We start from the raw sequence: 24,711 nt of genomic DNA, 5'->3' as shown, positions 1-24,711 counted from the left end.
TGAGCGAGATCATGGACTTGAAGAAAGAGAAAAACTTCTTCGAGACCCGTGTGATCGAGTATCAGACCGGCGGCGCGCTGAGCTGGGATTGATTCGGACTAAGCACTAAAGGAAGCCCTGGCATGTTCAGGGCTTTTTTTCGTCGGTAAAAAAGGCATTTGCCATTTCTTGAAGTACATCACCTCAAGCACCTGGCCCGGAAGGGTTCGGATCGCCCCCCCAATGCTGTAGCCTAGTGCCCCAATTGCCATCAGCGTTGTCACCGGTCAAGCGCTCGGGAAGCTTTCACCGAAGAGCTTTACGCCAAGATCGGAAGATTGGCACGGGAGTAGACTCCTGCTGTCACAGCTGATGCCCGCTTGAAAACTATCAGATAGGATCGAGGCCAACCCGTGAACCCAGACATGCTCGAAGCCGGCCCCGCAGACGCCAAAGTACTTTCCGTCTTTGACTTCGACGGCACCCTCACCCACCACGACAGTTTCGTGCCCTTCCTCAAGTTTGCCTTTGGCCCCGGCGAGTTTTATGGCCGGATGGTCAAGCTGGCGCTGCCGGGGCTGCGGTTTTTGGTGCGGCAGATCAGCCGGGATGAGTTGAAGGCGCAGTTGATTCGCACCTTTATGACCGGGGTGGAGAAGGCTTGGGTTCAGCAGCAAGCGCAGGAATATTGCCAGGCGCGCTGGAGCAAGTTGATGCGCCCGAGCGGTTTGCAGTCGGTAGCGGATGAGGTGAAGTCCGGGGCGGTGGTGACGCTGTGTTCGGCGTCGCCGGCGTTGGTGTTGCAGCCGTTTGCCGACCGGCTTGGCATCCGCTTGATCGGTACTGAGCTTGAGGTGGTGGATGGGGTGCTGACCGGCAAGCTCACCGGGAATAATTGCCGTTGTGAGAATAAGGTGCTGCGGCTTGAGGCGGTGTATGGGGACCTGGGGGAGTATCGGCTCAGGGCCTGGGGCGATACGCGTGGGGATCGGGAGTTGTTGGCGGCGGCGCAGGATGCGCATTTTCGGCATTTTCATGCGAAGAAGAAAAAGCGGGCTCGGTTGCAGCGGTGATGCGGGTGGGTGGGGTTGGCGGGAGACCGAGGCGATCCCTTCGCAGCCTCGCTGGGGCTCGACAGCTCCCACATTTGAGCTTTGTTGAGGCTTAGGCCGACGTCTTCAAGTCTACACCCAGCGCTGTGGCGAAGGCTTTTACCATCGGGCTTCTCGGCGCGTTGTGGCGCAGGATCAGGTTGAACGCGGTGCTTAAATGAACCTGCTCTGGGCACAGTGCGCGCAGGCGCCCTTCCCTTACCAGTGGCGTGGCGTAGTGTTCTGGCAGAAAGCCCAGGAAGCGGCCGGTGAGGATCAGGATGGCGACGGCTTCCACTTGTGAAGCCGAGGCGGACTGGCTGTCGTGGCTGACGAAGTTGGCCTTGTCGCGATGGATCGCATACCGATGGTTGACCACTTCGTATTGGCGAAGAGCGTCGGGGGTGATGTCGCTCGCAGTGAACAAGGGATGCCCTACGGCGCAGTAGGCGTGGGCCTTTTCTTCGTAGAGTGGGAAGTAGTCGAATTCTTCACGGCGTTGGTACACCGGGACGATGCCGGCGACCAGTCGCCCTTCCACTACCCCACGTTCAACTTCGTCCAATTGCGAGGCGTGTAGGCGCAATCTTATTTTTGGCGATTGGCGATGTAAGTTGCCCAGGGCGGTAATCAGTGGGGAACTAACGTCGGAGACGGTGTTATCGATAACGCCCACACTCAGGTCGCCGATGAGTTCATTCTGCGCCGAACTAAGCTTGTCGCGAAAACTGTCCACCGAGGTAAATAACTCGATGGATGCTTGATACACCAACTTGCCTTCTTCGGTCAGCCCGAACCCTTCGCGGCCCCGTGTGCACAGGCGCATGCCGATGCGAATCTCGAGATCGGAGATCTGTTTGCTGATGGCCGCCAGGCCCACGTTCAGCTCGTTTTGCGCGGCACTGAAGCCGCCGGCTTCGACCACGGCCATAAATACCCGCAACAATTTAAAGTCCAGCCCGCTCAGTTGCAGCGGCGCTCGTGTGCCGGGTTTTGGCGGCAGGTTTCCAGAAGTGGAAAGTGGGGTTTCCATAATGCGCGTTGACCTCGAGTGCCATATTCAACAGGCTTGAACCCAATCCTTGAACATAGCCAGGCGGCGATAATGAACATAAACATCCGCCCTTGGCAACCTTGAATACGGCGCGTCAGACGTCGGTTCTACACCGATAAACTTCTGTTGAAACTGCCTCCGACTCTTCTAAAAACAAGCGTGAGGAACACCCATGTCCCAGCCCACCGACCGCCTTTGGGGCGCTCGTTTCAAGACCGGTCCGTCTGCGGCGTTGGCCGCGTTGTCGCGTTGCCCTGAGCGCTATTTTCGCCTCACGCCCTACGACCTGGCCGGCTCCCGCGCCCATGCCCGTGAGTTGCAGCGCGCCGGTTTGCTGGATGAATCGGAAACCCTGCGCACCCTCGAAGCCCTGGACCGTATCGGTGAGGATTTCGCCGCCGGTCGCCTGCATCCCACCCTGGATGACGAGGACGTACACACCTTTATCGAACGCGTATTGACCGAGCGCATCGGTGCCCTGGGCGGCAAGTTGCGCGCCGGACGCTCGCGCAATGACCAGACGGCCAATGATCTGCGCCTGTTCCTGCGTGACCATGCACGCACCATCGCCACTGAGGTGTTGGGCCTGCAGCAGGCGTTGGTTGAACAGGCCGAGCAACATGTGCAGAGCATCTGCCCGGGCTTCACCCATTTGCAGCAGGCGCAACCCATTGTGTTTGCCCATCATTTGCTGGCTCACGCGCAGTCGATGCTGCGCGATGTGCAGCGCCTGGTGGATTGGGATGCGCGTACGGCCCTGTCGCCGTTGGGCGCGGCAGCGATGGCAGGTTCGGCGATAGCACGTCAGCCGCAGCACTCGGCCAAGGAAATGGGCTACACCGGGCCATGCGAAAACTCCATCGACGCTGTCGCCAGCCGTGACCATGTGGCGGAGTTCCTGTTTGTGGCGGGCATGCTCGGGGTGAATATTTCGCGGCTGTCGGAGGAGTTTTGCCTGTGGTCGTCGCGCCAGTTTCGCTGGGTAGTGCTAGACGATGCCTACGCCACCGGCAGTTCGATCATGCCGCAGAAAAAGAACCCGGACATTGCCGAACTGGCGCGGGGCAAGGCCGGGCGTTTGATCGGCAACCTGACCGGGCTGATGTCGACGCTCAAGTCGTTGCCACTGTCGTACAACCGCGATTTGAGTGAAGACAAGCACAGCGTGTTGGACAGTGTGGACACCTTGCTGCTGGTGTTGCCGGCGATGGCCGGGATGGTGGCGACCATGAAGGTGCAGGTAGAGGAGCTACGACGCCAGGCACCGATGGGCTTTACCTTGGCGACTGAGGTGGCGGATTGGTTGGCCACCCGTGGCGTGCCGTTCAAGGAGGCCCATGAGATTACCGGCGCGCTGGTGCAGGCCTGTGAGCAGCATGAGATTGAGTTGTGGCAAGCCTCACCGGCGATGTTGGCCGAAGTGGATGGGCGACTCACCCCGGACGTGCGCGAGTGCCTGACCCTGGAGGCGGCGATTGCGGCGCGCAGTGGGTGGGGTGGTACGGCGCCGGAGCGGGTGAAGGAGCAGATTGGGCGGTTGAAGACTGCTTTGGCTGAACAGCAGAAGTGGGCTGAGAGTTATCAGGGGTTTCGGATTTAAGCCCTGGTAGGTGTGGTGAGCTCACCGGCGCTTTCGCAGGCAAGCCAGCTCCCACATTCGACCGGGTTTCAACCGTAACACCGTGTACATCGGTTAGAGCGTCATTAGTTTTGGAGTGGCAACATGAATCAAACCCCGGCCGAGCGCTTGGAAGCCGAGCGCAAGTTGTCTGAAAACCAGTTCGATATCACGCAGTACGAGCATGTGCCGCGGCGGTATTACGGGCGGATGTTTTTTGCCACGTTGATCGTGATTGTGTTGGCTGCGCTGTTGCGCGCGTTTGCCAATGGCCAGATCGAATGGTCCTACATTGGCCAGTTCCTTACGTCGCAAGCCATCCTCTGGGGCCTGGTGAACACCATCGTCATGTCGATCCTGGCGATGGCATTGGGCGTGGTGATCGGCGTGATCACGGCGATCATGCGCATGTCGGCCAACCCGATCCTGCGTTACGTGGCCATCACCTACACCTGGTTGTTTCGCGGTACACCGCTGATTTTGCAATTGTTGCTGTGGTTCAACCTGGCGTTGATCTTCCCGGTGATCGCGATTCCGGGCCTGTTCAGCATCGACACCGTCGACCTGATGACGCCCTTCGTAGCCGCCCTGCTCGGCTTGAGCATCAACCAGGGCGCCTACACCGCTGAAGTGGTGCGTGCCGGCTTGCTGTCGGTGGACACCGGCCAATACGAGGCGGCCAAGTCCATCGGCATGCCGAGCCTGCAGGCGCTGCGCAGGATCATTCTGCCGCAGGCCATGCGCGTGATCATCCCGCCCGTAGGCAACGAGTTCATCAGCATGGTGAAAATGACCAGCCTGGCCAGTGTGATCCAGTACTCGGAACTGCTGCACAACGCGCAAAACATCTACTACGCCAACGCCCGGGTGATGGAGCTGCTGATTGTGGCGGGCATCTGGTACCTGGCGGTGGTGACTGTTCTTTCATTTGGTCAAAGCCGCCTCGAGCGTCGTTTTGCCCGCGGCGCCGGCAAGCGTTCGTAAGCCTGGGTTGAGGAGATTTGCCCCATGAGAAGCATCGTCAAGGCTGTCAACCTGAACAAGTATTACGACCAGTATCACGCCCTGCGTGACATCAATATCGAGGTCGAGCAAGGCGAGGTGATGTGCATCATCGGCCCGTCCGGCTCGGGCAAAAGTACCCTGCTGCGTTGCGTCAACCAGCTGGAAAAAATCGACAAGGGCGGCCTGTGGGTCGACGGCGAACTGGTCGGTTATCGGGTAGTCGGCAACAAGCTGCACGAGATGAACGAAGCGCAGATCGCCCGCCAGCGCCTGGCCACCGGCATGGTGTTCCAGCGTTTCAATTTGTTCCCGCACATGACCGTGTTGCAAAACATCATCGAAGGCCCGTGCCAGGTGCTCAAGCGCTCGCCCAAGGAAGCCATCGAAGACGCGCTGGAACTGCTGGCCCGCGTTGGCCTGGCGGACAAGCGCAATGCTTACCCGGTGGAGTTGTCCGGTGGCCAGCAACAGCGTGTGGCAATCGCCCGTGCCTTGGCGATGCGCCCCAAGTTGATGCTGTTTGACGAACCCACATCAGCCCTCGACCCGGAGCTGGTAGGCGAAGTGTTGTCGGTGATGCGCGATTTGGCCACCACCGGCATGACCATGATCGTGGTCACCCATGAATTGGGCTTCGCTCGCGAAGTGTCCAACCGCATGGTGTTTATGGACGCCGGCCAGATTGTGGAAGCCGGCAGCCCGGAAGACATTCTAATAAGCCCACAAAACCCGCGTACCCAAAGCTTTATTTCTGCCGTTCGCACTTAACTAAAAAACTAACGAGAACGCCCCCATGAAGAAGATGTTTATCCCTACCTTGCTTGCAGGCCTGATTGCCTCCTCATGTGTATTCGCGGCCTTGCCGCAAGCCATCAAGGACAAGGGTGAGATCAGCGCGGCCATCGTGCCGAACTACCCGCCGATGGACTTCAAGGACCCGGCCACCAACACACTCACCGGTTTTGATTTCGACCTGGGCAACGCCCTGGCCGAGCGACTGGGCGTGAAGATCAAATGGCAGGAAACCGGCTTCGAACAAATGCTCAGCGGCCTGACCACCAAGCGCGTCGACATCGTGCTGTCAGGCATGACCGACACCGCCGAGCGCCAGAAAGCCGTGACCTTCATCGACTACTTCACCAGCGGCCCGCAGCTGTACACCCTGGCCAAGCGTGAAGAGATCAAGGAATTGACCGACCTGTGCGGTAAAAAAGTCGGCACCAGCCGCCGCACCACCTGGCCGTCGGAAATTACCGCCTGGAGCAAGGCAAACTGCGAGGCGGCAGGTAAGCCGGCAATCGTGGTGATCGGCACCGAAGGCTCGGCGGATGCGCGGGCGCAGTTGCAGCAGAACCGCCTGGATGCGGCGATGCAGGGCAGCGAGACCATTCCTTATTTGATGTCGCTGGACAAGGGCAAGTACAAGCCGGTGGGGCTGGCGATTTCCAAGCAATTCACCGGGCTTGGGATTGAGAAGAGCAATACCGAGTTGGTCACGGCGATCAGTGAGGCGTTGCAGGGCATGATTGATGATGGGACTTACGGCAAGATCCTGAAGAAGTGGGATCTGGAACAAGGTGCGGTAGAAAAAATCACCATCAACTCTGGCCAATAACGCCATCGAATGTGGGAGCTGGCTTGCCTGCGATAACGGTGGGTCAGCTAAAACAATGTTGGCTGTTACTCCGCTATCGCAGGCAAGCCAGCTCCCACACTCAATCTGCGTTCGCTGGTGATCTGAGTCGTGTAGGTAAGAATCACAAGGAGCCCACCCCACCGTGGCCACCTACTCCCTGGTAATCCGTCGCCTGATGATCTGCTCGGTGACCATCGTGGTCAGCCGTGCAATGACCAGCCCATTGCTGGCCCTTTGGCTGAGCACACGCCTGGGCCTCAACCAGCAGGACATCGGCCTGCTGATGGGGGTCGCGGTGTTCATCGCCACGCTCATGGGGTTGTATGGCGGCTACATCATCGATCGCCTGGAAAAGCGCAAACTGCTGATCCTGGCCATGCTCTCCAGCTCCATCGGTTTTTTGTTGCTGACCTTTGCCAGCAACCTCTACCTCACCACGCTGACCCTTGTTGTGACTGAAGCCGCGTCGGCGCTGTTCCTGATCGGCTCCAAGGCGATCATCAGCGAAAACCTGCCGGTGGGTGAGCGCGCCAAGGTGTTTTCCCTGCGCTACACCCTGACCAATGTCGGCTATGCCACGGGCCCGATGTTGGGCGTAGTGATTGCCGGCCAATTGCCGTGGGCACCGTTTTTGATCGCCAGCGCCATTGCCTTTGGCAGCCTGTTCCTGATGATCGGCATTGCGCCGACCCAGCGCGACGACAGTCATAAGCCTCAGAGTTTCCTCAGCACCCTGCGCATCTTGCGCAGCGACCGCACGCTGATCCTCTTCACCAGCGGCAGCCTGTTGAGCACCATCGTCCATGGGCGCTACACCCTTTATCTGTCGCAGTTTTTGCTGGTGGCCTACACACCCGACCAGGCACTGAAAATTCTGTCTGCGGTGCTCGCCTGCAACGCCATCACCGTGATTTTGATGCAGTACCAAATCGGCCGATTTCTCAAGCGCGAGCAACTGCGCCATTGGATCGTGCTGGGCACCCTGCTGTTTATTGTCGGGTTGGTCGGCTTCAGCCAGGCGCACAGTCTGCTGACTTGGTGCCTGGCGATGTTTGTGTTCACCTTGGGCGAGATGATCATCTATCCCTCAGAGTTCCTGTTTATCGACACCATCGCGCCGGATGCACTACGGGGCAGTTATTACGGGGCACAGAACCTGGCCGCGTTTGGCGGGGCCATGAGCCCGGTGATTTGCGGCTATCTGCTGATCAATGCGGCGCCCACCAGCATGTTCTTTGCCTTGGCCGCACTCACGGCCATGGGCGGCACCCTGTGTTTCTTGAGCGGGCGACGCGTGGCAGGTTCTTGCTGATATTTACGCAAGATCCGGCTATTAATAGCCAAACCTCTGAAGGACCCGAGCCCCATGAAATTCGACACGGCCTACAGCCTGAGTCTCGACGACAAGGTGTCGATCTATGACATACGAGACCTGAATTTCGACGAAACCACCGCGTTCGATTCCGACAAGGACAGCTTCCTGTGCCCCAACGACGCCTGCCGCGCGGCGTTCGATAGCACCAATGCGTTGAGCACTTTCAACGCCAAGAACGTCAACTACCTGCGCACGCCGCACTTCAAGAACAAACCCGGCACGCGGCATATCGACGGCTGCCGCTATGCCGGCAGCCATAAACCTGCGACGGGTGAAAATGACGACGAGCGTGAGGAAAATTTCCCATCGGAATTTGTGCTGACGCGGCGACTGTACGAGCCTAAAACGCCGGTAGTCGGCACCGCTGGAAGCGTCCTTCAGGAGCCGACGAAAGCGCCCGCAAACCGCGCTACCACCTCTTCTGGCAGCAATGACTCGATCCCGGACAAAACCAGCGTATTCGCACACCCGGTGGAGTGCTACGTGTCCAACATCGATGACAAGGACAAGCTCAAGGCCATGCCTTTGAAGATCGGTGAGCACGCGGCGACCTACTGGGCATTCTTCAAGAAGATCGAATACCTGCAAGACAACCAGGGTTTGATTTACTGGGGCAAGATCAAGACCATCAAGGACTACACCAGCAGTTTTCGCATCGACTTCGAAAAGAAGGTGTGGCTCGACAAGAAGCCTTATTCGGTGAACGTCTACCTGAGCAAAAAGCTCATCGAAAACTACCGCAAGCGCACGGCATTCCTGGAGCAGATCAAGGCGGCGGCCAGCAGTGAACGGTCGCTGTATTGCTTTTTTTATGGGGTCACGCCGCAGCTTGTGCAGGTGCCGAGCCAGAAAAACCCCGAGCAGACGTTCGGGGTATTCAGCGCCAGGATCGAGAATCTGGATAACCTGATTATTCGTGAGGCACCGGGGCTGGAATCATAAGGGGTTGCAACACCAGTGGATGAGCGGTAGAAACAACTGTACAAAAACACAGTATAATTGCACCTCCCCTGTCGAACCTGGAGAAACCCCATGTCCTCTCTGGCAATGAGTTCTTTCGTAGAACAACAGATCGTCCTGCATCAATTCACCGCCAAACACTGCGCGCAGGCGCGCGTCATGCTGGGCTGGAGCCGCGAAGCGCTGGCTCGCCAGGCTGGCGTGGCGGTGCAAGCCATTGAACAATTGGAAGACCACGGCGACGTGGACGATGAAACCCGTTTGATCCTGGCGTTTCGCCTGGAGGCCGAAGGGCTGGTGTTTTTCCCGGGGTTCGCACCGGGGTGGGGGATGAGTGCGCGCCGGTTCGATACCCCGGCGGCGCAACCTTCTGCACAAAGCCTTATCTCTCAATTGATGGGTTCAACCGTGGCAACCAGCCGAGGCTGACTCAACTCAGCCGTTGGTGGCCTCAACCGTTTTATCTGGACTGTCTGGTGTTTGCGTAGAAGGAGCACCTGGGAGAAAAGCCGGTTCTTGAATGGCCTGCGAGGCTTGTTCATAACCATGGGCGACTGACAGCAAGGTGGCTTCACTCTTGCCGGAGCCATACACGTAAATTGCCGTGGGCATGCCTTCATCATCCATACCTGATGGAACAGATATACCGGGGTACCCGGCGGCCGCACTATAGAAATAGTTGTGCGTCAGAAAATTCGACACCATGGCGTCGAGCTTGTGCTCCTTCAGGGGGGCATCAATGGTCTTCTGAAATACAGGAAGGATGGCTTCCCACAATACCTCGCGCTTTTGCGGCGTGGTCTCCAGCTCATTGATCATTTCCAGCAATTTCTGGTCAGGCTCATCAGGTTTCTGCGTGCGTTTGATAAAAGCAATCAGCTCAGCAAGTGACTTGACGGGCAAACCTTCCCGCCCAGCCAAATAGTCTTCCAGTTGTTGCTTGACCTCCGAGAATATCGCCTCGTTATAACCCTCATAGGCTTCATCGGGGACACCGGCGTCCAACCGCTCCAAGGGCACTAGAATTGCACCCTGGGCCTTCATCACTTCGAGCGCCGCCTCATAGTGCTTGCGGTCTGCGCGCTTGGCCGGGTCTTTGGACTCCTCTGCGGACAATTCAGGCAAAGGGGTATAGCCAATACGCTTACCCTTCAAGGCATCAGCGTGCAGGCCCTCGGTGTAGACGTTGGTCTCGGTCATTGCATTGAGTGCTTCTGCCGCATCACAGATATTGCGGGTGAAGGTCCCCACCGCGTCCATGCGGGTGCTGGTCATGACGCCTTCGGTACTGACCAGGCCCGTCGTTGTTTTCAGGCCAAACACACCGTTGTAGGCTGCGGGGCTGATGATTGATCCGTTGGTTTCCAACCCCAGTGCCACGGGCACATGCCCCTGGGCGACCGCCACGGCCGAACCTGAACTCGAGCCGGCCACCGTCCCTCCGAGTCGATGTGGGTTCAACGTCTGGCCACCTCGGGAGCTCCAGCCATCCGCCGATTTGAGTGAGCGAAAGTTGGACAGCTCACTCATATTGGTTTTGCCTACAATCACCACGCCAGCTTTCAGCAAATTGTCGACGACCTTGGCATTCCGGGCGGCAGGCGCACCCACCAACGCCTTGGAGCCTGCACTGGTCTGCATGCGGTCATTGGTTTCAAAGACATCCTTGAGCGCTATCGGCACGCCATGCAAGTACCCGCGTACGCGGCCATTGGCACGTTCCTGATCGCGGGCCTTCGCCTCCCTCATGGCATCCGGGTTGGTTTCCAAAAACGCATTGCCGCCCTGTAGCCCACGATCAATATTGGCAATTTGTTTGAGCGAGTCCTTCAACAGCGACTCTGAGGTGACGCCGCCTCCTTGGGCCATCTCCGCTGACATCTGGCAGGCACTCTTGAAACCTTGTACCGGGTTTGAAAGCTCCTGAAGCAGGCCCGTGGCCCATCCACCTGCCGAAACTGGTCCGATCATGAAGTGCCCCTCTGTTTGACTGAGTGTGAGAGCTATCGGTCGATAGCGCCGCACCAGTCTAAGAGCCGACCACCCACCACTATTTCAGGCGAATCCTGCCACTGCGTCCTACCCTTCGCAGCCCGATGTAGGCATCAATACCTACGGCCGCAGCACGCGGTAAGCTCGTACCAGTGCCGCCAAGCGATCACCCGCCCAGCGCGCACCGTAAAACCAGACCTTGGAGCCGTCTTCCAGGGTTTCACACATACTGGGGTAGCCGCTTTTACAGGCGTGATGAAAGGCGGCTTCGGGATCCTCTGACACCAAGGCATCAAGGCGAAGACCTACCACCAGCTCGTCGATTTCATGACAAGCCTGCTCACAATCACCGCTGCGCTGCATATCCACTGCCACGCATTGCGCACCAGCCTGGCGCAGGGTGTCGAAGACTCGGTTCAAGGCCGCACTGCGTGCGACCCGTTCAACCTGCTTGCCCTGCACATAATGCTCGGCATAGCCGATACGATATCCCGTCAGCGGCAGCGAGGCGGTGAAGGTGGTGTTATTCAATACCAGCGGTACCTCCACCATCACCGGTTCGGTAGGGTCAACGCCGCTGATGGCGATCAGCGATAGCGCGGGATCGCGCACCGGCCGTATATGGGGAGCCAGAGCGTTATACCCAGGTATGGGCGTGGCGCCGGCACGTTGCTCGGTGCCAAAGACAATAGAAGGGGGAGCGGCACCGTGGGGTGAAGCGGGAACGTCGACGGCGTTCATTAGCGATGGCAGCGGTTGAGCTGACGCACACGGCAAACCCATCTTCCAAAGTTTCTTACAATGGCTGTCCATCGAAACATCCTCCCGGAGATAAAATTCCCGGGGGATCATCGCACTCTCTCTTGACCTTTGTCGCAGGGCTGAAATTCGCTGAAAAGCTCTTTTCCAAACGGGCCTTTGGCTCAGCCTGCTGCGTGTTCGTTGACCGATTGAGGTTCCACTTCCAGCCACCAGGCACGCCCGCGCTCAGGCTGGTTCAAGCGAAAAGCCTGGCCCATCGCCGGAGTGGTGATCGAAACATTGCGCTCCCAGGCCAGGGCCATGATGCGGTCGAAAGGCTCATGCCAGGCGTGGAAGGCCAGGTCGAAGGTGCCATTGTGAATCGGCAGCAGCCAGCGCCCTTTAAGGTCGATATGCGCCTGCAGCGTTTGCTCCGGCTGCATGTGTACATGGGGCCAATCGACGTTGTAAGCGCCGGTTTCCATCAGGGTCAGGTCAAACGGCCCGTATTGCTCGCCGATGCGTTTGAAACCGTCGAAATAGCCCGTATCGCCACTAAAAAAGATACGCCGCGTGTCGTCGATCATCACCCAGGAGCACCACAGGGTCTGGTTGCCATCAAACAGGCCGCGCCCGGAAAAGTGCTGGGCCGGCGTGCAGACAAAACGAACGCCATCGACCTCGGTGCCCTGCCACCATTGCAACTGGCGGACTTTGCTGGCATCCACGCCCCATTTGACCAGTGTGTCGCCCACGCCCAGGGGCGCCAGGAAGTAGCGGGTCTTTTCGGCCAATTGGACCACCGCTTTGCGGTCGAGATGGTCGTAATGATTGTGGGAAAGGATCACCGCTTCCAGCGCAGGCAGCTCTTCAAGACTGATAGGCGGCTGATGAAAACGCTTGGGGCCGGCCCAACGCAATGGCGAGGCGCGTTCGGCAAACACCGGGTCGGTGACCCAGAATTTACCGCGCATTTTCAGCAGCACGGTTGAATGGCCGAGGCGATACACGCTGTGATCAGGGGCGGCCAATAACTGCTCGCGGGTCAGTGGCTGTACCGGAATCTGCCCCACCGGCCGTGTCGTTCGCGGCTTGTTGAATAGCATGTTCCAGAAAATGCGCAGGGTCTTGCCCAAGCCACCGTGCTGCACCGGCGTGTCGTTGCTGAAGTGCCCCAGGCCCTGCTCGGCAGGCTTGGGCGCCGAGGGCGCAGGGTCGAGACGGGTTGAAATCGTAGCCATGACAAAGTGACTCCTGCGGTCCGCTCAAGTATTACACTGCACAGTGTAGTTTCTAGATTGCAACAAAATCCGGAGCAAGTAAACTGCCCGGTGTAATTTCATTGTTGAGTCGAATGCCTTCCATGACTGCCCCCAAACGCCTCACCGAGCGTAAACGCGAAGCCATCGTGGCGGCGGCGATTGCCGAATTTCGCGAGCACGGCTTCGAGGTCACCAGCATGGACAAGATCGCCGCCAGCGCTGGCGTTTCCAAGCGCACCGTGTACAACCACTTCCCCAGCAAGGAAGAACTGTTCGCCGAGATCCTCCACCAACTGTGGGCCAGCAGCGTTGCCCAACTGGACGTGATCTACACCAGTGACCGCCCACTGCGCGACCAACTACGCACGTTGCTGGAAGCGAAAATGCAGATGATGTCAGACGCCAACTTCCTCGACCTGGCACGCGTGGCCATTGCTGCCACTATCCATTCGCCGGAGCGCGCGCAAGACATGGTCAACCGCCTCAGTGCGCGGGAAGAAGGCTTTACCCAATGGGTGCGCGCCGCCCAGGAAGACGGCCGCCTCACCGGCACCGACCCGGCGTTCGCCGCCCACCAGATCCAAAGCCTGCTCAAGGCCTTTGCATTCTGGCCGCAAATCACCCTCGGCCAGCCCACCCTCGACCCTGCCACCCAGGCCCACGTCATCGAATCGGCCATCGACCTGTTCCTCGCCGGCTACGAAGCCAGCACGCAGCGCACGCCCCAGTAAGCCCTGTTGCAGGAGCGACATTTAAGGTCGTTTATGGCGTTTTTGCCCGCTGTTTTGCGCAAATGGCCTGGAAGGACACTGATTAATCCCACAGGAATAATCGACAATCCACCTTTCTTATCCGACCTCCGGCTCTGCCCGCTGACGCGTGCTGTTGCACCCGCAAAAAAGTTGACCCAGGACACTATGGAAAACAGACGAGGCAAAGGGCTTTCATTTGCCAGGCGTATCTACACGCCAAGGATTATCGGCCTGGGTATCGGTAGCATCAGCGTAATCGGGGCTTTGTATCCCTTGTCGATGCCCGGTTGGGTCTGGGCGTTGCTGCTGTTCAACGGCATTGCCTGGCCGCATGTGGCGTACCTGATTTCCACTCACTCGCCATTTCCCTACCAGGCCGAACAACGCAACCTGCTGTATGACTCAGTGCTGGGCGGATTCTGGGCCGCGGCCACTCAGTTTTCGCCACTGACAGCGGTGACTATTCTGTCGATGATGGCCATGAACAACGTCGCAGCCGGTGGCAAACGCCTGTTCCTGCGCGGGTTGCTGGCACAGGCGGCCGGTATCGCGGTGGCCTGGGGCCTGTTCGGCATCAAGTTCGACCCCAGCGTCAGCCTCACCGAGGTCTACACCTGCCTGCCGATGCTGACGCTCTACCCGATGGCCATCGGCATGGTCTGTTACCAGTTGGCGATCAAACTGTCGCAACACAAACGCGCCCTCAGCGCCCTGAGCCGCATCGACAGCCTCACCGGCCTGCTCAACCATGGTTCCTGGAAAGACCTGCTGAACCTCAAGTTTCACAAGTGCCAACAGCAACACGGCCAAGCGACCATTGCTTTGATCGATATCGACCACTTCAAGCACATCAATGACGTTCATGGCCACACCGTGGGTGACGCGGTGCTGCGCCAGTTGAGCCAAGCGCTGCGCGAACACTTGCGCGAAGAAGACCTGGCCGGCCGCTATGGCGGCGATGAGTTCTGTGTGATTCTTCCGAAAATGCCCCTGCAAGCCGCTGCGCAGGTAATGGAGCATCTACGCGAAACCTTCAGTCACTATCGACATCCGCAAATCCCAGACCTGCGCGTCAGCCTGAGCATTGGCCTGGCGGATTTCCACCCGTCCTTCAAGGACGCGGTCATGTGGCTCGATGCTGCGGATCGCGCGTTGTACACCGCCAAAAACAGCGGCCGCAACCGCGTCAAGATCAGCGAATGCACGGTCGTTCATTCAGCCTGAGTTGTCTGATGACACCTCGTCCGAATCTTGCTCCGCCCACCTGCTGCAATAGCATAATGCCGCCATTGGTCGCCTGGCCAAAATAGTCCTGCCTGACGAGCGAACTTCCAGGCCGATTGATCACTCTGAGACCGTTGTTCTACCCCCCTCTGTCAGCACCAGGAAGCTGGCAATGAGCAAGTCAACCGTAAGGCCAGGGGCCCTACGGGGTCAGGCGCAAATACATGGACCCCGCATACGCTTGCATGCCCGAGCCCTCCACCATGCTATTTCACGCTCACAAGAAAACCATCAGTACCCTGCAACACAGCCTTGCCCAACAGACCAGCCTGCTGGACGCCATCGAGCGCTCCATGGCCGTGATCGAATTCGACCTGCAAGGTACCGTGCTGCGCGCCAATGACAACTTCTTCAAGACCATGGGCTACCGCGCCGAACAGATTCTGGGCCAGCCCCATCGGATGTTCTGTACCCCGGCGTTCGCCCGCAGCGCGGACTACAACCAGTTATGGACGCACCTGCGCAACGGCCAATTCCAGTCGGGCACCTTTGAACGAGTAGGCGGCAACGGCGCCTCGGTGTGGCTGGAAGCCAGCTATAACCCGGTACGGGATGAAGCGGGGAATGTAATCAAAGTGGTGAAATACGCCATGGACGTCACCCCGCGCCTGCAAGCCGAGAGCGAAGCCAACGCCAAGCTTGCAGCCATCGACCGCGCCATGGCGATGATCGAGTTCAACCTCGACGGCACCATCATCACCGCCAACGGCAATTTCCTGCAGCGCATGGGCTACAGCCTGGCGCAGATCCAGGGCAAGCATCACCGCCTGTTTTGCACGGCCGAACTGGCCAACAGTGCGGCCTACAGCGAGTTCTGGAAGCGCTTGAACCAGGGCGAGCTGTTCAATGGCCAGTTCGAGCGGGTGGATAAACACGGCCAGGTCGTGTGGCTGGAAGCCAACTACAACCCGGTGTACGACGCCAGCGGGCGCTTGTGCAAAGTGGTGAAGTTCGCCTCGGACGTCACCGCCCGCGTGCTACAGCATGCCGCTGACGCACAGAGCGCCGCCCAGGCTTATCACCTGTCGTTGAACACCCAGGAGATGGCGGAAAAAGGCGCTGAGGTGATTCAGAAGACTGCCAGCGGCATGCGTGAAATTGCCGTGGATATCGACACCTCTTCGCAACTGATCGCCAAGCTGGGCGAACGCTCGCAACAGATCACCGCCATCGTCAACACCATTCGCGGCATTGCCGACCAGACCAACCTGCTGGCCCTCAACGCCGCCATCGAAGCCGCCCGCGCCGGCGAGCAGGGACGTGGCTTTGCCGTGGTGGCCGATGAAGTGCGGCAACTGGCCGCGCGCACCAGCGGCTCCACCGCGGAAATCTCCGGCATGATCGCCATGATCCAGGACGAAACCCGCCAAGCCATCGACAGCATGGACGCCACCCGCGACCGCGCTGCCCAGGGTGTGGAACTGGCCAACCAGGCCGGCACGGTGATCCTGCAGATTCGCGAAGGTACCGGCGAGGCGGTACAAGCGGTAAGCGCGTTTGCCAATGAGCGGGGCAATCGCTGAACCCTGGGCGCTGGCTGTCTGAGGGTTAACTTCGCAGCCAGCGCACATGCCGCCCCAACTCATCAAACAGCGTCACCACCGAGCGCAACGCCCGACAATCAGGCCGCGTCAACAACCACAACGCCGTATCGTGCCCTGCCAGCGCAGGGCCCAGCGGTTGCACGCCATTCCCGACTAGAAAATCCGGCAGCGCCGCTACGCCCAACCCTGCGCGCACTAATTCGGCCACCGACTGCATGCTGTTGCACCGATAACGGAGACGCACGCCCGGCAAATACTCACGGCGCCAGGCGACGGTGGGGTGATCGGGTAAAAAATCGTCCGGCGCGATCCAGGCCAGATCGGCCCACTCATGGTCTGGGTGCAGGCGCGCATAGTCGGCACTGGCACACACCTGATACGCCACCGCCCCCAGGCAACGTCCGACAAGATGCTCCGGCGGCGCCGTGGTCAGGCGCAGGGCGATATCCGCATCGCGGCGGCTGAGGTTGGCGAAGTCATTGGAGGTGCTCAGTTCCAGGGTCAACGCCGGGTAGGCCGGCATGAACTGCGCGAGGGCCGGCAACAGCAAGCCTTGCAACACTGAGTCGGTGCAGGTCAGGCGCACGGTGCCGCTGATCACTTCACCGCCCTGTTCCACGCCAATGCGCGCCGCCTCCAGCGCCTGCTCGGCACGCTCGGCCTGTTGGGCCAGGTTGCTCGCCAGGCTGGTGGGCAAATAACCGGCACGGCTTTTTTCAAACAGGGTTTGGCCCAGCGCCGCCTCCAGCCGCCGCACCGCACGGAACACCGTGGACACATCGACCCGCAGCAGCGCCGCCGCCCGTGCCAGGGTACCGCCGCGCACCAGGGCCAGGACCAATGACAGGTCGGCGTAGTCGATTTGATAGTGCGTAGCTGCATTGAACATATGGGCAAACGCCAATATTGATTGCGTGAACGCCAATCTATAGTGGGTATCAACCCACCACAAGCCATGGGACGTACACGATGCCAACCCCCGCGCTGCACCTTGCCCTGATCGGTGACTACAACCCTGATGTGACCGCCCACCAAGCCATTCCCATGGCCCTGCAACAGGCCGCCGACGCTCTGGGCCTGAGCGTCCACGTGCAATGGCTGGCCACCGACACCCTTACCTCCACTTCTGCCCTGAGCGACTTCGACGGCTTCTGGTGCGTGCCCGGCAGCCCCTATCGCGACGTCGACGGCGCCCTGCGCGCGATACGTTTTGCCCGCGAACAAGGTCGCCCTTTCCTCGGTACCTGCGGCGGTTTTCAACATGCCGTGCTGGAATATGCCCGCCATGTGCTCGGCTGGGCCGATGCCCAGCACGGCGAATTAATGCCCGATGCTGAGCGCGCCGTCATCACGCCGCTGGACTGCTCCCTGGTGGAAGTGAACGACACCGTGCGCCTGGCCGCGTACACGCGCATTGCCCAGGCCTACGGCAGCCTGGACATCCACGAGGGTTACCGTTGCCGCTACGGCATCAACCCCGCCTTTGCCGACGCCCTGCTGGACGCCAACCTGATTCCCGCCGGCCACGATTCGGCGGGCGATCTGCGCGCGGTGGAACTGCTCGACCACCCGTTCTTCGTCGCCACCCTGTTCCAGCCCGAACGCGCCGCACTCAAGGGCATCACGCCGCCGCTGGTGATTGCGCTGCTCAAGGCCTGCCAGGAGGTATCGGCATGATTGCCAAAACACCCGCCCCACCTTATTACGCGGTAATTTTCAGCTCGCTGCGCACCGACGCCGACCGGGGTTATGGCGAGGCCGCCACGCGCATGCTGGAACTGGCCAGGCAACAACCGGGGTTTCTTGGGGTGGAATCGGCGCGGGAGGATGGGCTGGGGATCACCGTGTCCTACTGGGCCAGCGAGGCGGCGATCCTGGCCTGGAAACAACAGGCTGAGCATCGGCAGGTGCGCGAGCAAGGGCGGGCCACTTGGTATGCGGCGTTTCACACGCGGGTGTGCAAGGTAGAGCGGGCCTACACCTTCTCCACTTGAATCACCGAACCCGGTGGGAGCTGGCTTGCCTGCGATGCAGACACCTCGGTGATGCAGTGAAACCGCAGTGAGACTATCGCAGGCAAGCCAGCTCCCACATTTGCTCGTCATCGTTAGCAATCGCGGACGCTCAGCTCACCAAACTACGCAACGCGCTGATCTGCGGGATCTCTACCCGGCGCATATACACACGCAGCGGCTCGGTGATGTTGATGCGCTCGTCGATATTCTGGTCGAGCAACAACTGCAGGCGCGCTCGGCACAGGGTCATGGTGTGGTCGGCGGCCGGCAGCCAGACGAACTCGGCCGTGGGGATGATGCCGTCATCGGCCACGTCCATGCCGAATGAGTCTTCGCTGAATCGTACGATGTACTGGCCGGTCTTGCGGTTGAGGCCGACAAAACCCTGGAGTTGGTCGGCGGCCTGGCAGATAAGCTCGGAAGTGATGCGCATGGTAAACCTCACTGAAAAGTCCCACAGGGACTGGAAAGATGGTTTACACGCGTGGCAGAAAATACCGCCCTCTGGCGGGGCAGCTACCCGTAAGAATACTGCAACACCCTGCAAAAAAGTCGACAAAATTGGCCGGTGCGCACGTTAATGTCGGTTTGGTGATAGCGCCGTTCGCAATCAATTGTTAAAAAGGACACCTTCTCAAAGTTACCTCCACGAAAGGACTTCGCATATGCCTGTCACGTTTTCCAAAAGCGCCTTGCTGCTGGCGTTGATGCTCGGCCTTGGCCAGGCACAGGCTGCCGAGCCGGTCAGCCCGGCCGAATTGGCGACAAACGAAGGCATTCCCTACCCTGCCGTGATCGCTCACCGTGGTGCTTCCTACGATGCGCCTGAATCCACCGCCGCTGCCTACAAGGTTGCACGCGACCTGGGCGCCGACTACCTGGAACTGGACCTGCAACGTAGCAAGGACGGCGTGCTGTTCGCCCTGCACGACAACAACCTGCAGCGCACCACCGACGTCGCCACCAAGTTCCCCGAGCGCAAAGACGCGCCTGCCAACGAGTTCACCTGGAAAGAGCTGCAAACCCTCGACGCCGGCAGCTGGTTCAACGCCGCCTACCCGGACCGCGCGCGCCCTGGTTTCGTTGGCCTGAAAATCCTGAGCCTGGACGACATCATCAAGATCGCCGAAGGCAACCCCTCGCACAAACCCGGCCTGTACATCGAGACCAAGGAGCCCAAGCAGTTCCCCGGTATCGAAGCCGACCTGAAAAACAAGCTGCTCGACAAAGGCTGGCTGAGCTCCGCCGGCTCCAAACTGGGCAAGAGCAATACCGGTGTCGGCCAAGGCAAGGGCCGCGTGGTGCTGCAAACCTTCGAAACCGCCAGCCTCAAAGAGCTGCAGAAGGAAATGCCCAACACTCCGAAAATCCTGCTGTTGTGGGTGGGTGAAGGCAGCATCGAGCCCAAATCCAAAGTGACCTTCGCCGAGTCTGGCGAATCCACCAAGGCCGCCTACTACGCCAAGCAAGAGCCTAAAGACGCTGCCGAATTCGAAAAATGGGTTGATGAAGCCAAAAGCCTCGGCGCCATCGGCACCGGCCCGTCGGCCGAGCTGACCGACCACGGCGACCAGAGCTACACCGACCTGGTGAAGCCTGAAATGAACAAGCTGACCCACGACAAGGGCCTGCTGGTGCATGTGTATACGGTGGATGAGCCGCTGGACTTCGAGAAAGTGATGAAGGCCGGCGTCGATGGCATTTTCACCAACCGCGCCGCCGAGCTGTTGAAGTTCTACAAGCGCTGGCCGTCGTCCAGCGTGCAAGACCTGCTCAACGACCATAAGTACTAAAAGCGTTAGTGTCAGTGAGCCATTAAGGATGAGTTAAGTTGCGCCGGTTAATCTGGCGCCACTTAAACAGCTCAACCTAAGAAGGACACACACCATGAAAACCTTGACTGCCCTGTTCGCTGCTACTGCCCTGACCTTGACTGCCGGCCTGGCCCAGGCTGATGTCCGTCCGGACCAGATTCCTAGCCTGCTCAAGTCCGGTGAAGTGATGGCGTTCGAAAAGCTTAACGCCGCCGCCGTCGCCCAACATGCCGGCGCGACCATCAACGATACCGAGTTGGATCACGAAGCTGGCAAGCTGGTCTACGAAGTGGACCTGACCGACACCACCGGCAAGAAATGGGATGTGAAGCTCGACGCCAAGACCGGTGCCGTGCTGGAAAACAAGCAAGACACCTGAGTTGAACCTTGAAAAAACGCGCCACCTTCGGGTGGCGCGTTTTTTTATGCGCGCCTCAAACGGTCACATAACCGTCATACCGCCTTGCAATGATTCGCTCAGGAACCTGTGAAACGTCCTACAGGCCCTTTCTCTGCGAGTCGCCATGAACCACAGCATCGACCACGGCCATCAAGATTCCGATCTGTTTGGCCTGCTTTACGGTTTTCGTTTTCGCCCCGGCGAGAAAGGCCAACAAATTGATTCCGCCACCGCCCTCGCCGCCTTACAGCACCCGCCAGACCCGGACGAATTCCTGTGGCTGCACCTGAACCTGGCGCACGCCGCCTGCGAGCGCTGGATGCAGGCGCATTTGTCGCTGCCGGAAGAGTTTTTTGAAGCCTTGCATGAGGGCTCACGCTCCACGCGCATCGAGCATGTGGACTCGGCCTTGTTGGCAGTGGTCAACGATGTGGTGTTCAACTTCAGCAGCATGGTGTCGTCGGATATTTCCACGCTATGGGTGTGCGCTCGCAGCCGCTTGCTGGTGAGCGCGCGCCTGCAGCCTTTGCACTCGGTGGATAAATTGCGCTCGTCGGTGAAGGCCGGCGAACACTTTCGCTCCCCCTTGGAGCTGTTGGTGCACCTGCTGCGCGACCAGGGCGAAGTGCTGACGCAGATCGTGCGCAAGACCAGTATCAGCGTCGACCATATCGAAGATCAGCTGTTGTCTTCGCGCCTGTCCACCAACCGCGCCGAACTGGGTGCCGCCCGCCGCGTGCTGGTGCGCCTGCAACGCCTGCTGGCGCTGGAACCGGGCTCGCTGCTGCGCCTGCTCAATCGCCCGCCGCAATGGCTGCAAAAGGAAGACGTGAAGGAGTTACGCAAATCCACCGAGGAGTTTGCGCTGATCATCAACGACCTGACCGCCTTGGGGGAACGCATCAAGCTGTTGCAGGAAGAGATCGCCGCCAACCTCAATGAACAGAGCAACCGCACGCTGTTTACCCTCACGGTGGTGACGGTGCTGGCGCTGCCGATCAATATCATTGCCGGCTTTTTTGGCATGAATGTGGGTGGGGTGCCGCTTTCCCAGGATCCGGAAGGCTTCTGGATACTGGTGGCCTTGGTCGCAACCTTCACCCTGATCGCTGGACGGTGGGCATTCCGCAAATTCTCAAATTGAAATAAGCCCAAAGGTGGGAACTGGCTTGCCTGCGATTGCGGTGTATCAGCCAAGACAATGCAAGCTGACCCACCGCTATCGCAGGCAAGCCAGCTCCCACAGGGTTTTGCGTTTATTCAGTGTTTGAAGCGTCCAGCCACTGATCGCCGGGCATTGCGCACATTCTCAAATTGAAATGAGCCCAACTGTGGGAGCTGGCTTGCCTGCGATTGCGGTGTATCAGCCAACACAATGCAAGCTGGCCCACCGCTATCGCAGGCAAGCCAGCTCCCACAGCAGTTTGCGTTTATTCAGTGATTGAAGAGTCCCGTCATCGCTTTGAGGCGCTTCTTGTACACCCGCCGCGCCTCCAAAGCCTCCTCGAGGCTCACCGCCACAAACCCCGCTCGCTGGTTGGGCTGCATCTGCCCGATCAAGTCCAGGTCGGCGCTGATCACCGTGCCAATCATCGCGTAGCCACCGCCCGACACCGCATCGCGGTGCAACACAATCGGCTCCAGCCCCGCCGGTACTTGAATCGAGCCAATCGGGTAGCAACTGTCCACGATGTTGGAAGGATCGGAGCCCGCGCCAAACGGCTGTTCCCGTGGCTGGAAGCTCAACGCGCTGCCGCCCTTGAAGCGGTAGCCGATGCGATCGGCCTCGGAGCCCACCGTCCACGGCTCGGCAAAAAAGCTGCTTTTGGCCTCGTCAGTCAAGCGCTCGTAATACAGCCCCGGCACTACCCGCAACGTCACATCGCCGCCGACCGAACGCCGCAACGCCATCGGCAAGCTGTTGCCCGCACGCCCCATACCGCTGGCGGTACCGATCGGCAATTGATCGCCCTCCTGCAAGCGTCGGCCGTTAAACCCGCCGAGGGCGCCGAGTGTGTAGGTGGAGCGGCTGCCGAGCACCAACGGCACGTCGATACCGCCGGCGACGGCGAGGTAGGTGCGTGCGCCGGCCTTGGGAAACTCGAACCGCAGCACCTGCCCGGCGCGCACGGCAAAGGCGGTGTCCTGGTGCACCACTTCACCGTCCAGGCGCGGCGACATCAAGGCGCCGCTCAAAGCCACCAGCGCGTCCTGCTGGAACTCCAGCTCCGGCCCGATCAGCGTGCATTCCAGGCCCGCCGCGCCCACAGGATTGCCCACCAGGTGGTTGGCCGCACTCAACGCGTATTGGTCCAGCGCCCCCGACGGCGGGATGCCCAAGTGGTAATAACCTTCGCGGCCCAGGTCCTGCACGGAGGTGGCGAGGCCAGGTTTGAGGACCTTGATCATGCCAGCGCCTCCTGCAGGGTTTTCGGGTAGCCGATGGGGTCGGCGAGAAAGGCATCCAGGGAAAACTCCACCGGGCGGATGCGCAAGTCGAAACGACCGGCGTCCACCTCGGCGACCGCCAGGTCATAAGCCTCGCGGTCCATCGGCTTGAACTGCACGATATCGCCAGGGCGGAAGAACACCATGTGCTCCTTGAAGTACGCCAACTGCTGCGCCGGGTCGTAGATCGGTGCCGGGGTAACGCCGAACATCTGGTAACCGCCCGCGCCACGCACCGAGTAGATACAGCCAAAGCAGCCGCCATGGCCCAGGGTCAGTTTCGGCGTGTCGGTGCGTGGGCGCAGGTATTTGGGCACCTGCAATTGCCGCTCGCGTTCGACCATCTGGAACATGAACGGCAAGCCCGCGACAAAGCCGACCATCGACACAAACCACGGCGCGCCACTGTGGGCGGCGATGAACGCGTCCACGTCGGCCAGGCCATTGATGCGTGCCGCGTATTCCAGGTCTGTGCCGCTGGGGTCTTGGTGGCGGTCACGAAAACGCATCAGGGTTTCGTGGGTCCAGGGGTCGTTATAGAGCACCGGGATTTCGATGATGCGCGTGCGCAAGGTGCGTTCGGCCACGGCCTGGGCTTCGGCGCTTTGCACGGCGTCGAGCAGCGCCTGAGGGGCGATGCGGTCAGGGTCGAAGCGAATCTGGAACGATGCGTTGGCCAGGCAGACATCCAATACGCCTTCCAGTGCCAGGCGCTCCACGGCGCGGGTCACCGCCATGCCCTTGAAAAAAGCCTCCAGGGACATGCTGTTGCTGACCTCGGCAAACAGGTGTTCATCACCGCCGAAGCTGTAGCGGATGGGGGACGTTTCAGCCATGTCTGTTCCTCTTGGAATCATTGTAGAAAGGCAGGCAAAAAAGTAAGGGGTGGATCTTATCGGGGTGTTCTGACGTCGATACCCGCCTGGTCTAGGGCTTCACGGGTGGCCTCCACCAGCTCCAGGGCGCCAGGGGTGTCGCTGTGCAGGCAGATGGAATCGAATTCGATCGCCAGGTCTTCGCCTTGGACGGTACGTACCAGGCCGGTCTGACACGCACGCAAGACGCGCGCGGCCACTGTGGCGGGGTCCAGCGCCCGCACATTGCGGGTAAACACGATGGAACCGCTGAGGTCGTATTCACGGTCGGCATAAAACTCGCGCACCACCGGCTGCCCCAGTTCCTTGGCAATGCGCCAGATCACCGAGTTGGGCATGCAGTACAGCATCAGCGTGGGCTCGATGATTTGCAGGTTTTGCACCAACAGCCGGGCGGCCTCTTCATCGCGGGCCAGGTGCATGTAGAGCGCGCCGTGAGGCTTGATGTGTTGCAGGCTCATGCCTTGGGCACGGGCTATTTCGCGCAGGGCACCGAGCTGGTAGAGCATGTCGTCCACCAGTTCCTGGGCCGGTGCGTTGATATGCCGACGACCGAAACCCACCAGGTCACGAAAGCCTGGGTGTGCGCCGATGGCCACACCCCGTTGCTTGGCGCGCTCGACGGTGCGGCGCATGGTGCCTGGGTCGCCGGCGTGAAAGCCGGTGGCGATATTGGCCGAGCTGATATAGGCCATCAGCTCTGCGTCGACGCCGTCGCCGATGGTCCAGGGGCCAAAGCCTTCGCCCATGTCTGAATTGAAATCCACTGCCTGCATCGAGGTCGCTCCGCCAAAGGTGATGTCCGCAAAGTAGGCCGTGGCTTGACCCCTTGGGAAGATCTATTATCAGATGGCCCATCTTCTGAA

26 protein-coding genes and 1 pseudogene are annotated in these 24,711 nt (G+C 59.8%); 18 read left to right on the top strand and 9 right to left on the bottom strand.

Translation table 11 applies throughout. The features are described from left to right. From AC4PS6_RS04365 to AC4PS6_RS04355, 3 genes and pseudogenes are all read left to right on the top strand, one after another. On the top strand, window positions 1-92 hold a 92-nt coding region (locus AC4PS6_RS04365; RefSeq protein WP_230633856.1), incomplete at its 5' end, for a hypothetical protein. Between the two features lie 66 nt (window positions 93-158). Then, window positions 159-332 (top strand): annotated as a pseudogene (locus AC4PS6_RS04360) (HNH endonuclease); the annotation flags it as partial. Window positions 333-404: 72 nt separating this feature from the next. Further along, window positions 405-1,052 (top strand): HAD-IB family hydrolase, encoded by a 648-nt coding sequence (locus AC4PS6_RS04355; RefSeq protein WP_020303103.1) that lies wholly within the window; start codon window positions 405-407, stop codon window positions 1,050-1,052. A gap of 91 nt (window positions 1,053-1,143) precedes the next feature. On the opposite strand, the gene AC4PS6_RS04350 is transcribed toward AC4PS6_RS04355, so the two are convergent. Then, window positions 1,144-2,103 (bottom strand): LysR family transcriptional regulator, encoded by a 960-nt coding sequence (locus tag AC4PS6_RS04350; protein ID WP_014719606.1) that lies wholly within the window; start codon window positions 2,101-2,103, stop codon window positions 1,144-1,146. Between the two features lie 193 nt (window positions 2,104-2,296). Here AC4PS6_RS04350 and argH point away from each other — a divergent pair, with 193 nt between their 5' ends. From argH to AC4PS6_RS04315, 7 genes are all read left to right on the top strand, one after another. Further along, window positions 2,297-3,724 carry an argininosuccinate lyase gene (argH, locus tag AC4PS6_RS04345; RefSeq protein ID WP_336827231.1) on the top strand — a complete coding sequence of 476 codons (1,428 nt, stop codon included), beginning with the start codon at window positions 2,297-2,299 and terminating at the stop codon, window positions 3,722-3,724. Window positions 3,725-3,847: 123 nt separating this feature from the next. Further along, a complete protein-coding gene (locus AC4PS6_RS04340; RefSeq protein ID WP_019819278.1) occupies window positions 3,848-4,726 on the top strand; it encodes an amino acid ABC transporter permease in 879 nt (292 codons plus the stop codon). A gap of 24 nt (window positions 4,727-4,750) precedes the next feature. Continuing rightward, entirely contained in the window at window positions 4,751-5,515 is a 765-nt protein-coding gene (locus AC4PS6_RS04335; protein ID WP_003193648.1) for an amino acid ABC transporter ATP-binding protein, read from the top strand. 25 nt (window positions 5,516-5,540) lie between these two features. Continuing rightward, window positions 5,541-6,362 carry an ABC transporter substrate-binding protein gene (locus tag AC4PS6_RS04330; protein ID WP_020303106.1) on the top strand — a complete coding sequence of 274 codons (822 nt, stop codon included), beginning with the start codon at window positions 5,541-5,543 and terminating at the stop codon, window positions 6,360-6,362. A gap of 163 nt (window positions 6,363-6,525) precedes the next feature. Further along, window positions 6,526-7,695, top strand: a complete 1,170-nt coding sequence (locus AC4PS6_RS04325; protein WP_019819281.1) for an MFS transporter — start codon at window positions 6,526-6,528, stop codon at window positions 7,693-7,695. A 54-nt stretch (window positions 7,696-7,749) separates the two neighbouring features. Continuing rightward, window positions 7,750-8,700, top strand: a complete 951-nt coding sequence (locus AC4PS6_RS04320) for a hypothetical protein (RefSeq protein WP_336827232.1) — start codon at window positions 7,750-7,752, stop codon at window positions 8,698-8,700. A 90-nt stretch (window positions 8,701-8,790) separates the two neighbouring features. Next, on the top strand, window positions 8,791-9,147 hold the full coding sequence (locus tag AC4PS6_RS04315; RefSeq protein ID WP_014719611.1) for a transcriptional regulator: 357 nt from the start codon (window positions 8,791-8,793) through the stop codon (window positions 9,145-9,147). Window positions 9,148-9,153: 6 nt separating this feature from the next. Here the strand turns inward: AC4PS6_RS04315 and AC4PS6_RS04310 are convergent, their stop codons facing one another. From AC4PS6_RS04310 to AC4PS6_RS04300, 3 genes are all read right to left on the bottom strand, one after another. Then, window positions 9,154-10,599: an amidase family protein gene (locus AC4PS6_RS04310; RefSeq protein ID WP_020303107.1), complete on the bottom strand. Its 1,446-nt coding sequence runs from the start codon at window positions 10,597-10,599 to the stop codon at window positions 9,154-9,156. Window positions 10,600-10,830: 231 nt separating this feature from the next. After that, entirely contained in the window at window positions 10,831-11,451 is a 621-nt protein-coding gene (locus AC4PS6_RS04305) for a hypothetical protein (protein ID WP_236466169.1), read from the bottom strand. A gap of 182 nt (window positions 11,452-11,633) precedes the next feature. Further along, entirely contained in the window at window positions 11,634-12,692 is a 1,059-nt protein-coding gene (locus tag AC4PS6_RS04300; protein ID WP_020303109.1) for an MBL fold metallo-hydrolase, read from the bottom strand. A 122-nt stretch (window positions 12,693-12,814) separates the two neighbouring features. Between AC4PS6_RS04300 and AC4PS6_RS04295 the strand changes: the two genes are divergently transcribed. The 3 genes from AC4PS6_RS04295 (at window position 12,815) to AC4PS6_RS04285 (ending at window position 16,272) form a co-directional block, all read left to right on the top strand. Next, a complete protein-coding gene (locus AC4PS6_RS04295; RefSeq protein WP_014719615.1) occupies window positions 12,815-13,444 on the top strand; it encodes a TetR/AcrR family transcriptional regulator in 630 nt (209 codons plus the stop codon). Between the two features lie 186 nt (window positions 13,445-13,630). Continuing rightward, window positions 13,631-14,689, top strand: coding sequence for a diguanylate cyclase (locus AC4PS6_RS04290; RefSeq protein WP_032905019.1), 1,059 nt, complete (start codon window positions 13,631-13,633; stop codon window positions 14,687-14,689). A 263-nt stretch (window positions 14,690-14,952) separates the two neighbouring features. Then, window positions 14,953-16,272 carry a methyl-accepting chemotaxis protein gene (locus AC4PS6_RS04285; RefSeq protein WP_020303112.1) on the top strand — a complete coding sequence of 440 codons (1,320 nt, stop codon included), beginning with the start codon at window positions 14,953-14,955 and terminating at the stop codon, window positions 16,270-16,272. A gap of 25 nt (window positions 16,273-16,297) precedes the next feature. On the opposite strand, the gene AC4PS6_RS04280 is transcribed toward AC4PS6_RS04285, so the two are convergent. Then, window positions 16,298-17,182 carry a LysR family transcriptional regulator gene (locus AC4PS6_RS04280; RefSeq protein ID WP_014719618.1) on the bottom strand — a complete coding sequence of 295 codons (885 nt, stop codon included), beginning with the start codon at window positions 17,180-17,182 and terminating at the stop codon, window positions 16,298-16,300. 80 nt (window positions 17,183-17,262) lie between these two features. On the opposite strand from AC4PS6_RS04280, the gene AC4PS6_RS04275 reads away from it, so the two are divergent. Together AC4PS6_RS04275 and AC4PS6_RS04270 are read left to right on the top strand one after the other, a co-directional pair. Then, the gene (locus tag AC4PS6_RS04275; RefSeq protein ID WP_198833037.1) at window positions 17,263-17,970 is read left to right on the top strand and encodes a CTP synthase C-terminal region-related (seleno)protein; all 708 of its coding nucleotides are present in this window, start codon (window positions 17,263-17,265) and stop codon (window positions 17,968-17,970) included. Then, on the top strand, window positions 17,967-18,287 hold the full coding sequence (locus AC4PS6_RS04270; RefSeq protein WP_019819298.1) for an antibiotic biosynthesis monooxygenase family protein: 321 nt from the start codon (window positions 17,967-17,969) through the stop codon (window positions 18,285-18,287). The genes AC4PS6_RS04275 and AC4PS6_RS04270 overlap by 4 nt, the downstream gene beginning before the upstream one ends. A 130-nt stretch (window positions 18,288-18,417) precedes the next feature. On the opposite strand, the gene AC4PS6_RS04265 is transcribed toward AC4PS6_RS04270, so the two are convergent. After that, on the bottom strand, window positions 18,418-18,741 hold the full coding sequence (locus AC4PS6_RS04265) for a DUF2025 family protein (protein ID WP_014719621.1): 324 nt from the start codon (window positions 18,739-18,741) through the stop codon (window positions 18,418-18,420). A gap of 232 nt (window positions 18,742-18,973) precedes the next feature. Here AC4PS6_RS04265 and AC4PS6_RS04260 point away from each other — a divergent pair, with 232 nt between their 5' ends. From AC4PS6_RS04260 to AC4PS6_RS04250, 3 genes are all read left to right on the top strand, one after another. Beyond that, a complete protein-coding gene (locus AC4PS6_RS04260; protein WP_492180709.1) occupies window positions 18,974-20,101 on the top strand; it encodes a glycerophosphodiester phosphodiesterase in 1,128 nt (375 codons plus the stop codon). Window positions 20,102-20,195: 94 nt separating this feature from the next. Continuing rightward, the gene (locus AC4PS6_RS04255; protein ID WP_014719623.1) at window positions 20,196-20,501 is read left to right on the top strand and encodes a PepSY domain-containing protein; all 306 of its coding nucleotides are present in this window, start codon (window positions 20,196-20,198) and stop codon (window positions 20,499-20,501) included. A gap of 145 nt (window positions 20,502-20,646) precedes the next feature. Continuing rightward, a complete protein-coding gene (locus tag AC4PS6_RS04250) occupies window positions 20,647-21,666 on the top strand; it encodes a transporter (protein ID WP_014719624.1) in 1,020 nt (339 codons plus the stop codon). A 290-nt stretch (window positions 21,667-21,956) separates the two neighbouring features. Here the strand turns inward: AC4PS6_RS04250 and AC4PS6_RS04245 are convergent, their stop codons facing one another. Genes AC4PS6_RS04245 through AC4PS6_RS04235 form a run of 3 tightly spaced genes read right to left on the bottom strand, consistent with a single transcriptional unit; the run spans window position 21,957 to window position 24,621 of the window. Next, window positions 21,957-22,931, bottom strand: a complete 975-nt coding sequence (locus AC4PS6_RS04245) for a 5-oxoprolinase subunit C family protein (protein WP_014719625.1) — start codon at window positions 22,929-22,931, stop codon at window positions 21,957-21,959. Then, window positions 22,928-23,806, bottom strand: a complete 879-nt coding sequence (locus tag AC4PS6_RS04240) for a 5-oxoprolinase subunit B family protein (protein WP_336827234.1) — start codon at window positions 23,804-23,806, stop codon at window positions 22,928-22,930. The genes AC4PS6_RS04245 and AC4PS6_RS04240 overlap by 4 nt, the downstream gene beginning before the upstream one ends. A gap of 56 nt (window positions 23,807-23,862) precedes the next feature. After that, window positions 23,863-24,621 carry a 5-oxoprolinase subunit PxpA gene (locus AC4PS6_RS04235; RefSeq protein ID WP_336827235.1) on the bottom strand — a complete coding sequence of 253 codons (759 nt, stop codon included), beginning with the start codon at window positions 24,619-24,621 and terminating at the stop codon, window positions 23,863-23,865. Window positions 24,622-24,711 lie beyond the last annotated feature (90 nt).

The organism is Pseudomonas sp. DW-iso17 (assembly GCF_058725345.1).
The sequence above is the reverse complement of the archived record's forward strand: the minus strand, read 5'-3'. Positions and strand labels throughout refer to the sequence as shown.

Bases quoted from the DNA above. Each gene is read 5' to 3' on its own strand.
- AC4PS6_RS04285 (WP_020303112.1), top strand. From the start codon at position 14,953: ATGCTATTTCACGCTCACAAGAAAACCATCAGTACCCTGCAACACAGC.
- AC4PS6_RS04280 (WP_014719618.1), bottom strand. From the start codon at position 17,182: ATGTTCAATGCAGCTACGCACTATCAAATCGACTACGCCGACCTGTCA.
- AC4PS6_RS04350 (WP_014719606.1), bottom strand. From the start codon at position 2,103: ATGGAAACCCCACTTTCCACTTCTGGAAACCTGCCGCCAAAACCCGGC.
- AC4PS6_RS04330 (WP_020303106.1), top strand. From the start codon at position 5,541: ATGAAGAAGATGTTTATCCCTACCTTGCTTGCAGGCCTGATTGCCTCC.
- argH (WP_336827231.1), top strand. From the start codon at position 2,297: ATGTCCCAGCCCACCGACCGCCTTTGGGGCGCTCGTTTCAAGACCGGT.
- AC4PS6_RS04240 (WP_336827234.1), bottom strand. From the start codon at position 23,806: ATGGCTGAAACGTCCCCCATCCGCTACAGCTTCGGCGGTGATGAACAC.
- AC4PS6_RS04335 (WP_003193648.1), top strand. From the start codon at position 4,751: ATGAGAAGCATCGTCAAGGCTGTCAACCTGAACAAGTATTACGACCAG.
- AC4PS6_RS04305 (WP_236466169.1), bottom strand. From the start codon at position 11,451: ATGAACGCCGTCGACGTTCCCGCTTCACCCCACGGTGCCGCTCCCCCT.
- AC4PS6_RS04340 (WP_019819278.1), top strand. From the start codon at position 3,848: ATGAATCAAACCCCGGCCGAGCGCTTGGAAGCCGAGCGCAAGTTGTCT.
- AC4PS6_RS04275 (WP_198833037.1), top strand. From the start codon at position 17,263: ATGCCAACCCCCGCGCTGCACCTTGCCCTGATCGGTGACTACAACCCT.
- AC4PS6_RS04290 (WP_032905019.1), top strand. From the start codon at position 13,631: ATGGAAAACAGACGAGGCAAAGGGCTTTCATTTGCCAGGCGTATCTAC.
- AC4PS6_RS04315 (WP_014719611.1), top strand. From the start codon at position 8,791: ATGTCCTCTCTGGCAATGAGTTCTTTCGTAGAACAACAGATCGTCCTG.
- AC4PS6_RS04270 (WP_019819298.1), top strand. From the start codon at position 17,967: ATGATTGCCAAAACACCCGCCCCACCTTATTACGCGGTAATTTTCAGC.
- AC4PS6_RS04255 (WP_014719623.1), top strand. From the start codon at position 20,196: ATGAAAACCTTGACTGCCCTGTTCGCTGCTACTGCCCTGACCTTGACT.
- AC4PS6_RS04300 (WP_020303109.1), bottom strand. From the start codon at position 12,692: ATGGCTACGATTTCAACCCGTCTCGACCCTGCGCCCTCGGCGCCCAAG.
- AC4PS6_RS04310 (WP_020303107.1), bottom strand. From the start codon at position 10,599: ATGTCAGCGGAGATGGCCCAAGGAGGCGGCGTCACCTCAGAGTCGCTG.
- AC4PS6_RS04260 (WP_492180709.1), top strand. From the start codon at position 18,974: ATGCCTGTCACGTTTTCCAAAAGCGCCTTGCTGCTGGCGTTGATGCTC.
- AC4PS6_RS04355 (WP_020303103.1), top strand. From the start codon at position 405: ATGCTCGAAGCCGGCCCCGCAGACGCCAAAGTACTTTCCGTCTTTGAC.
- AC4PS6_RS04235 (WP_336827235.1), bottom strand. From the start codon at position 24,621: ATGCAGGCAGTGGATTTCAATTCAGACATGGGCGAAGGCTTTGGCCCC.
- AC4PS6_RS04250 (WP_014719624.1), top strand. From the start codon at position 20,647: ATGAACCACAGCATCGACCACGGCCATCAAGATTCCGATCTGTTTGGC.
- AC4PS6_RS04245 (WP_014719625.1), bottom strand. From the start codon at position 22,931: ATGATCAAGGTCCTCAAACCTGGCCTCGCCACCTCCGTGCAGGACCTG.
- AC4PS6_RS04265 (WP_014719621.1), bottom strand. From the start codon at position 18,741: ATGCGCATCACTTCCGAGCTTATCTGCCAGGCCGCCGACCAACTCCAG.
- AC4PS6_RS04320 (WP_336827232.1), top strand. From the start codon at position 7,750: ATGAAATTCGACACGGCCTACAGCCTGAGTCTCGACGACAAGGTGTCG.
- AC4PS6_RS04295 (WP_014719615.1), top strand. From the start codon at position 12,815: ATGACTGCCCCCAAACGCCTCACCGAGCGTAAACGCGAAGCCATCGTG.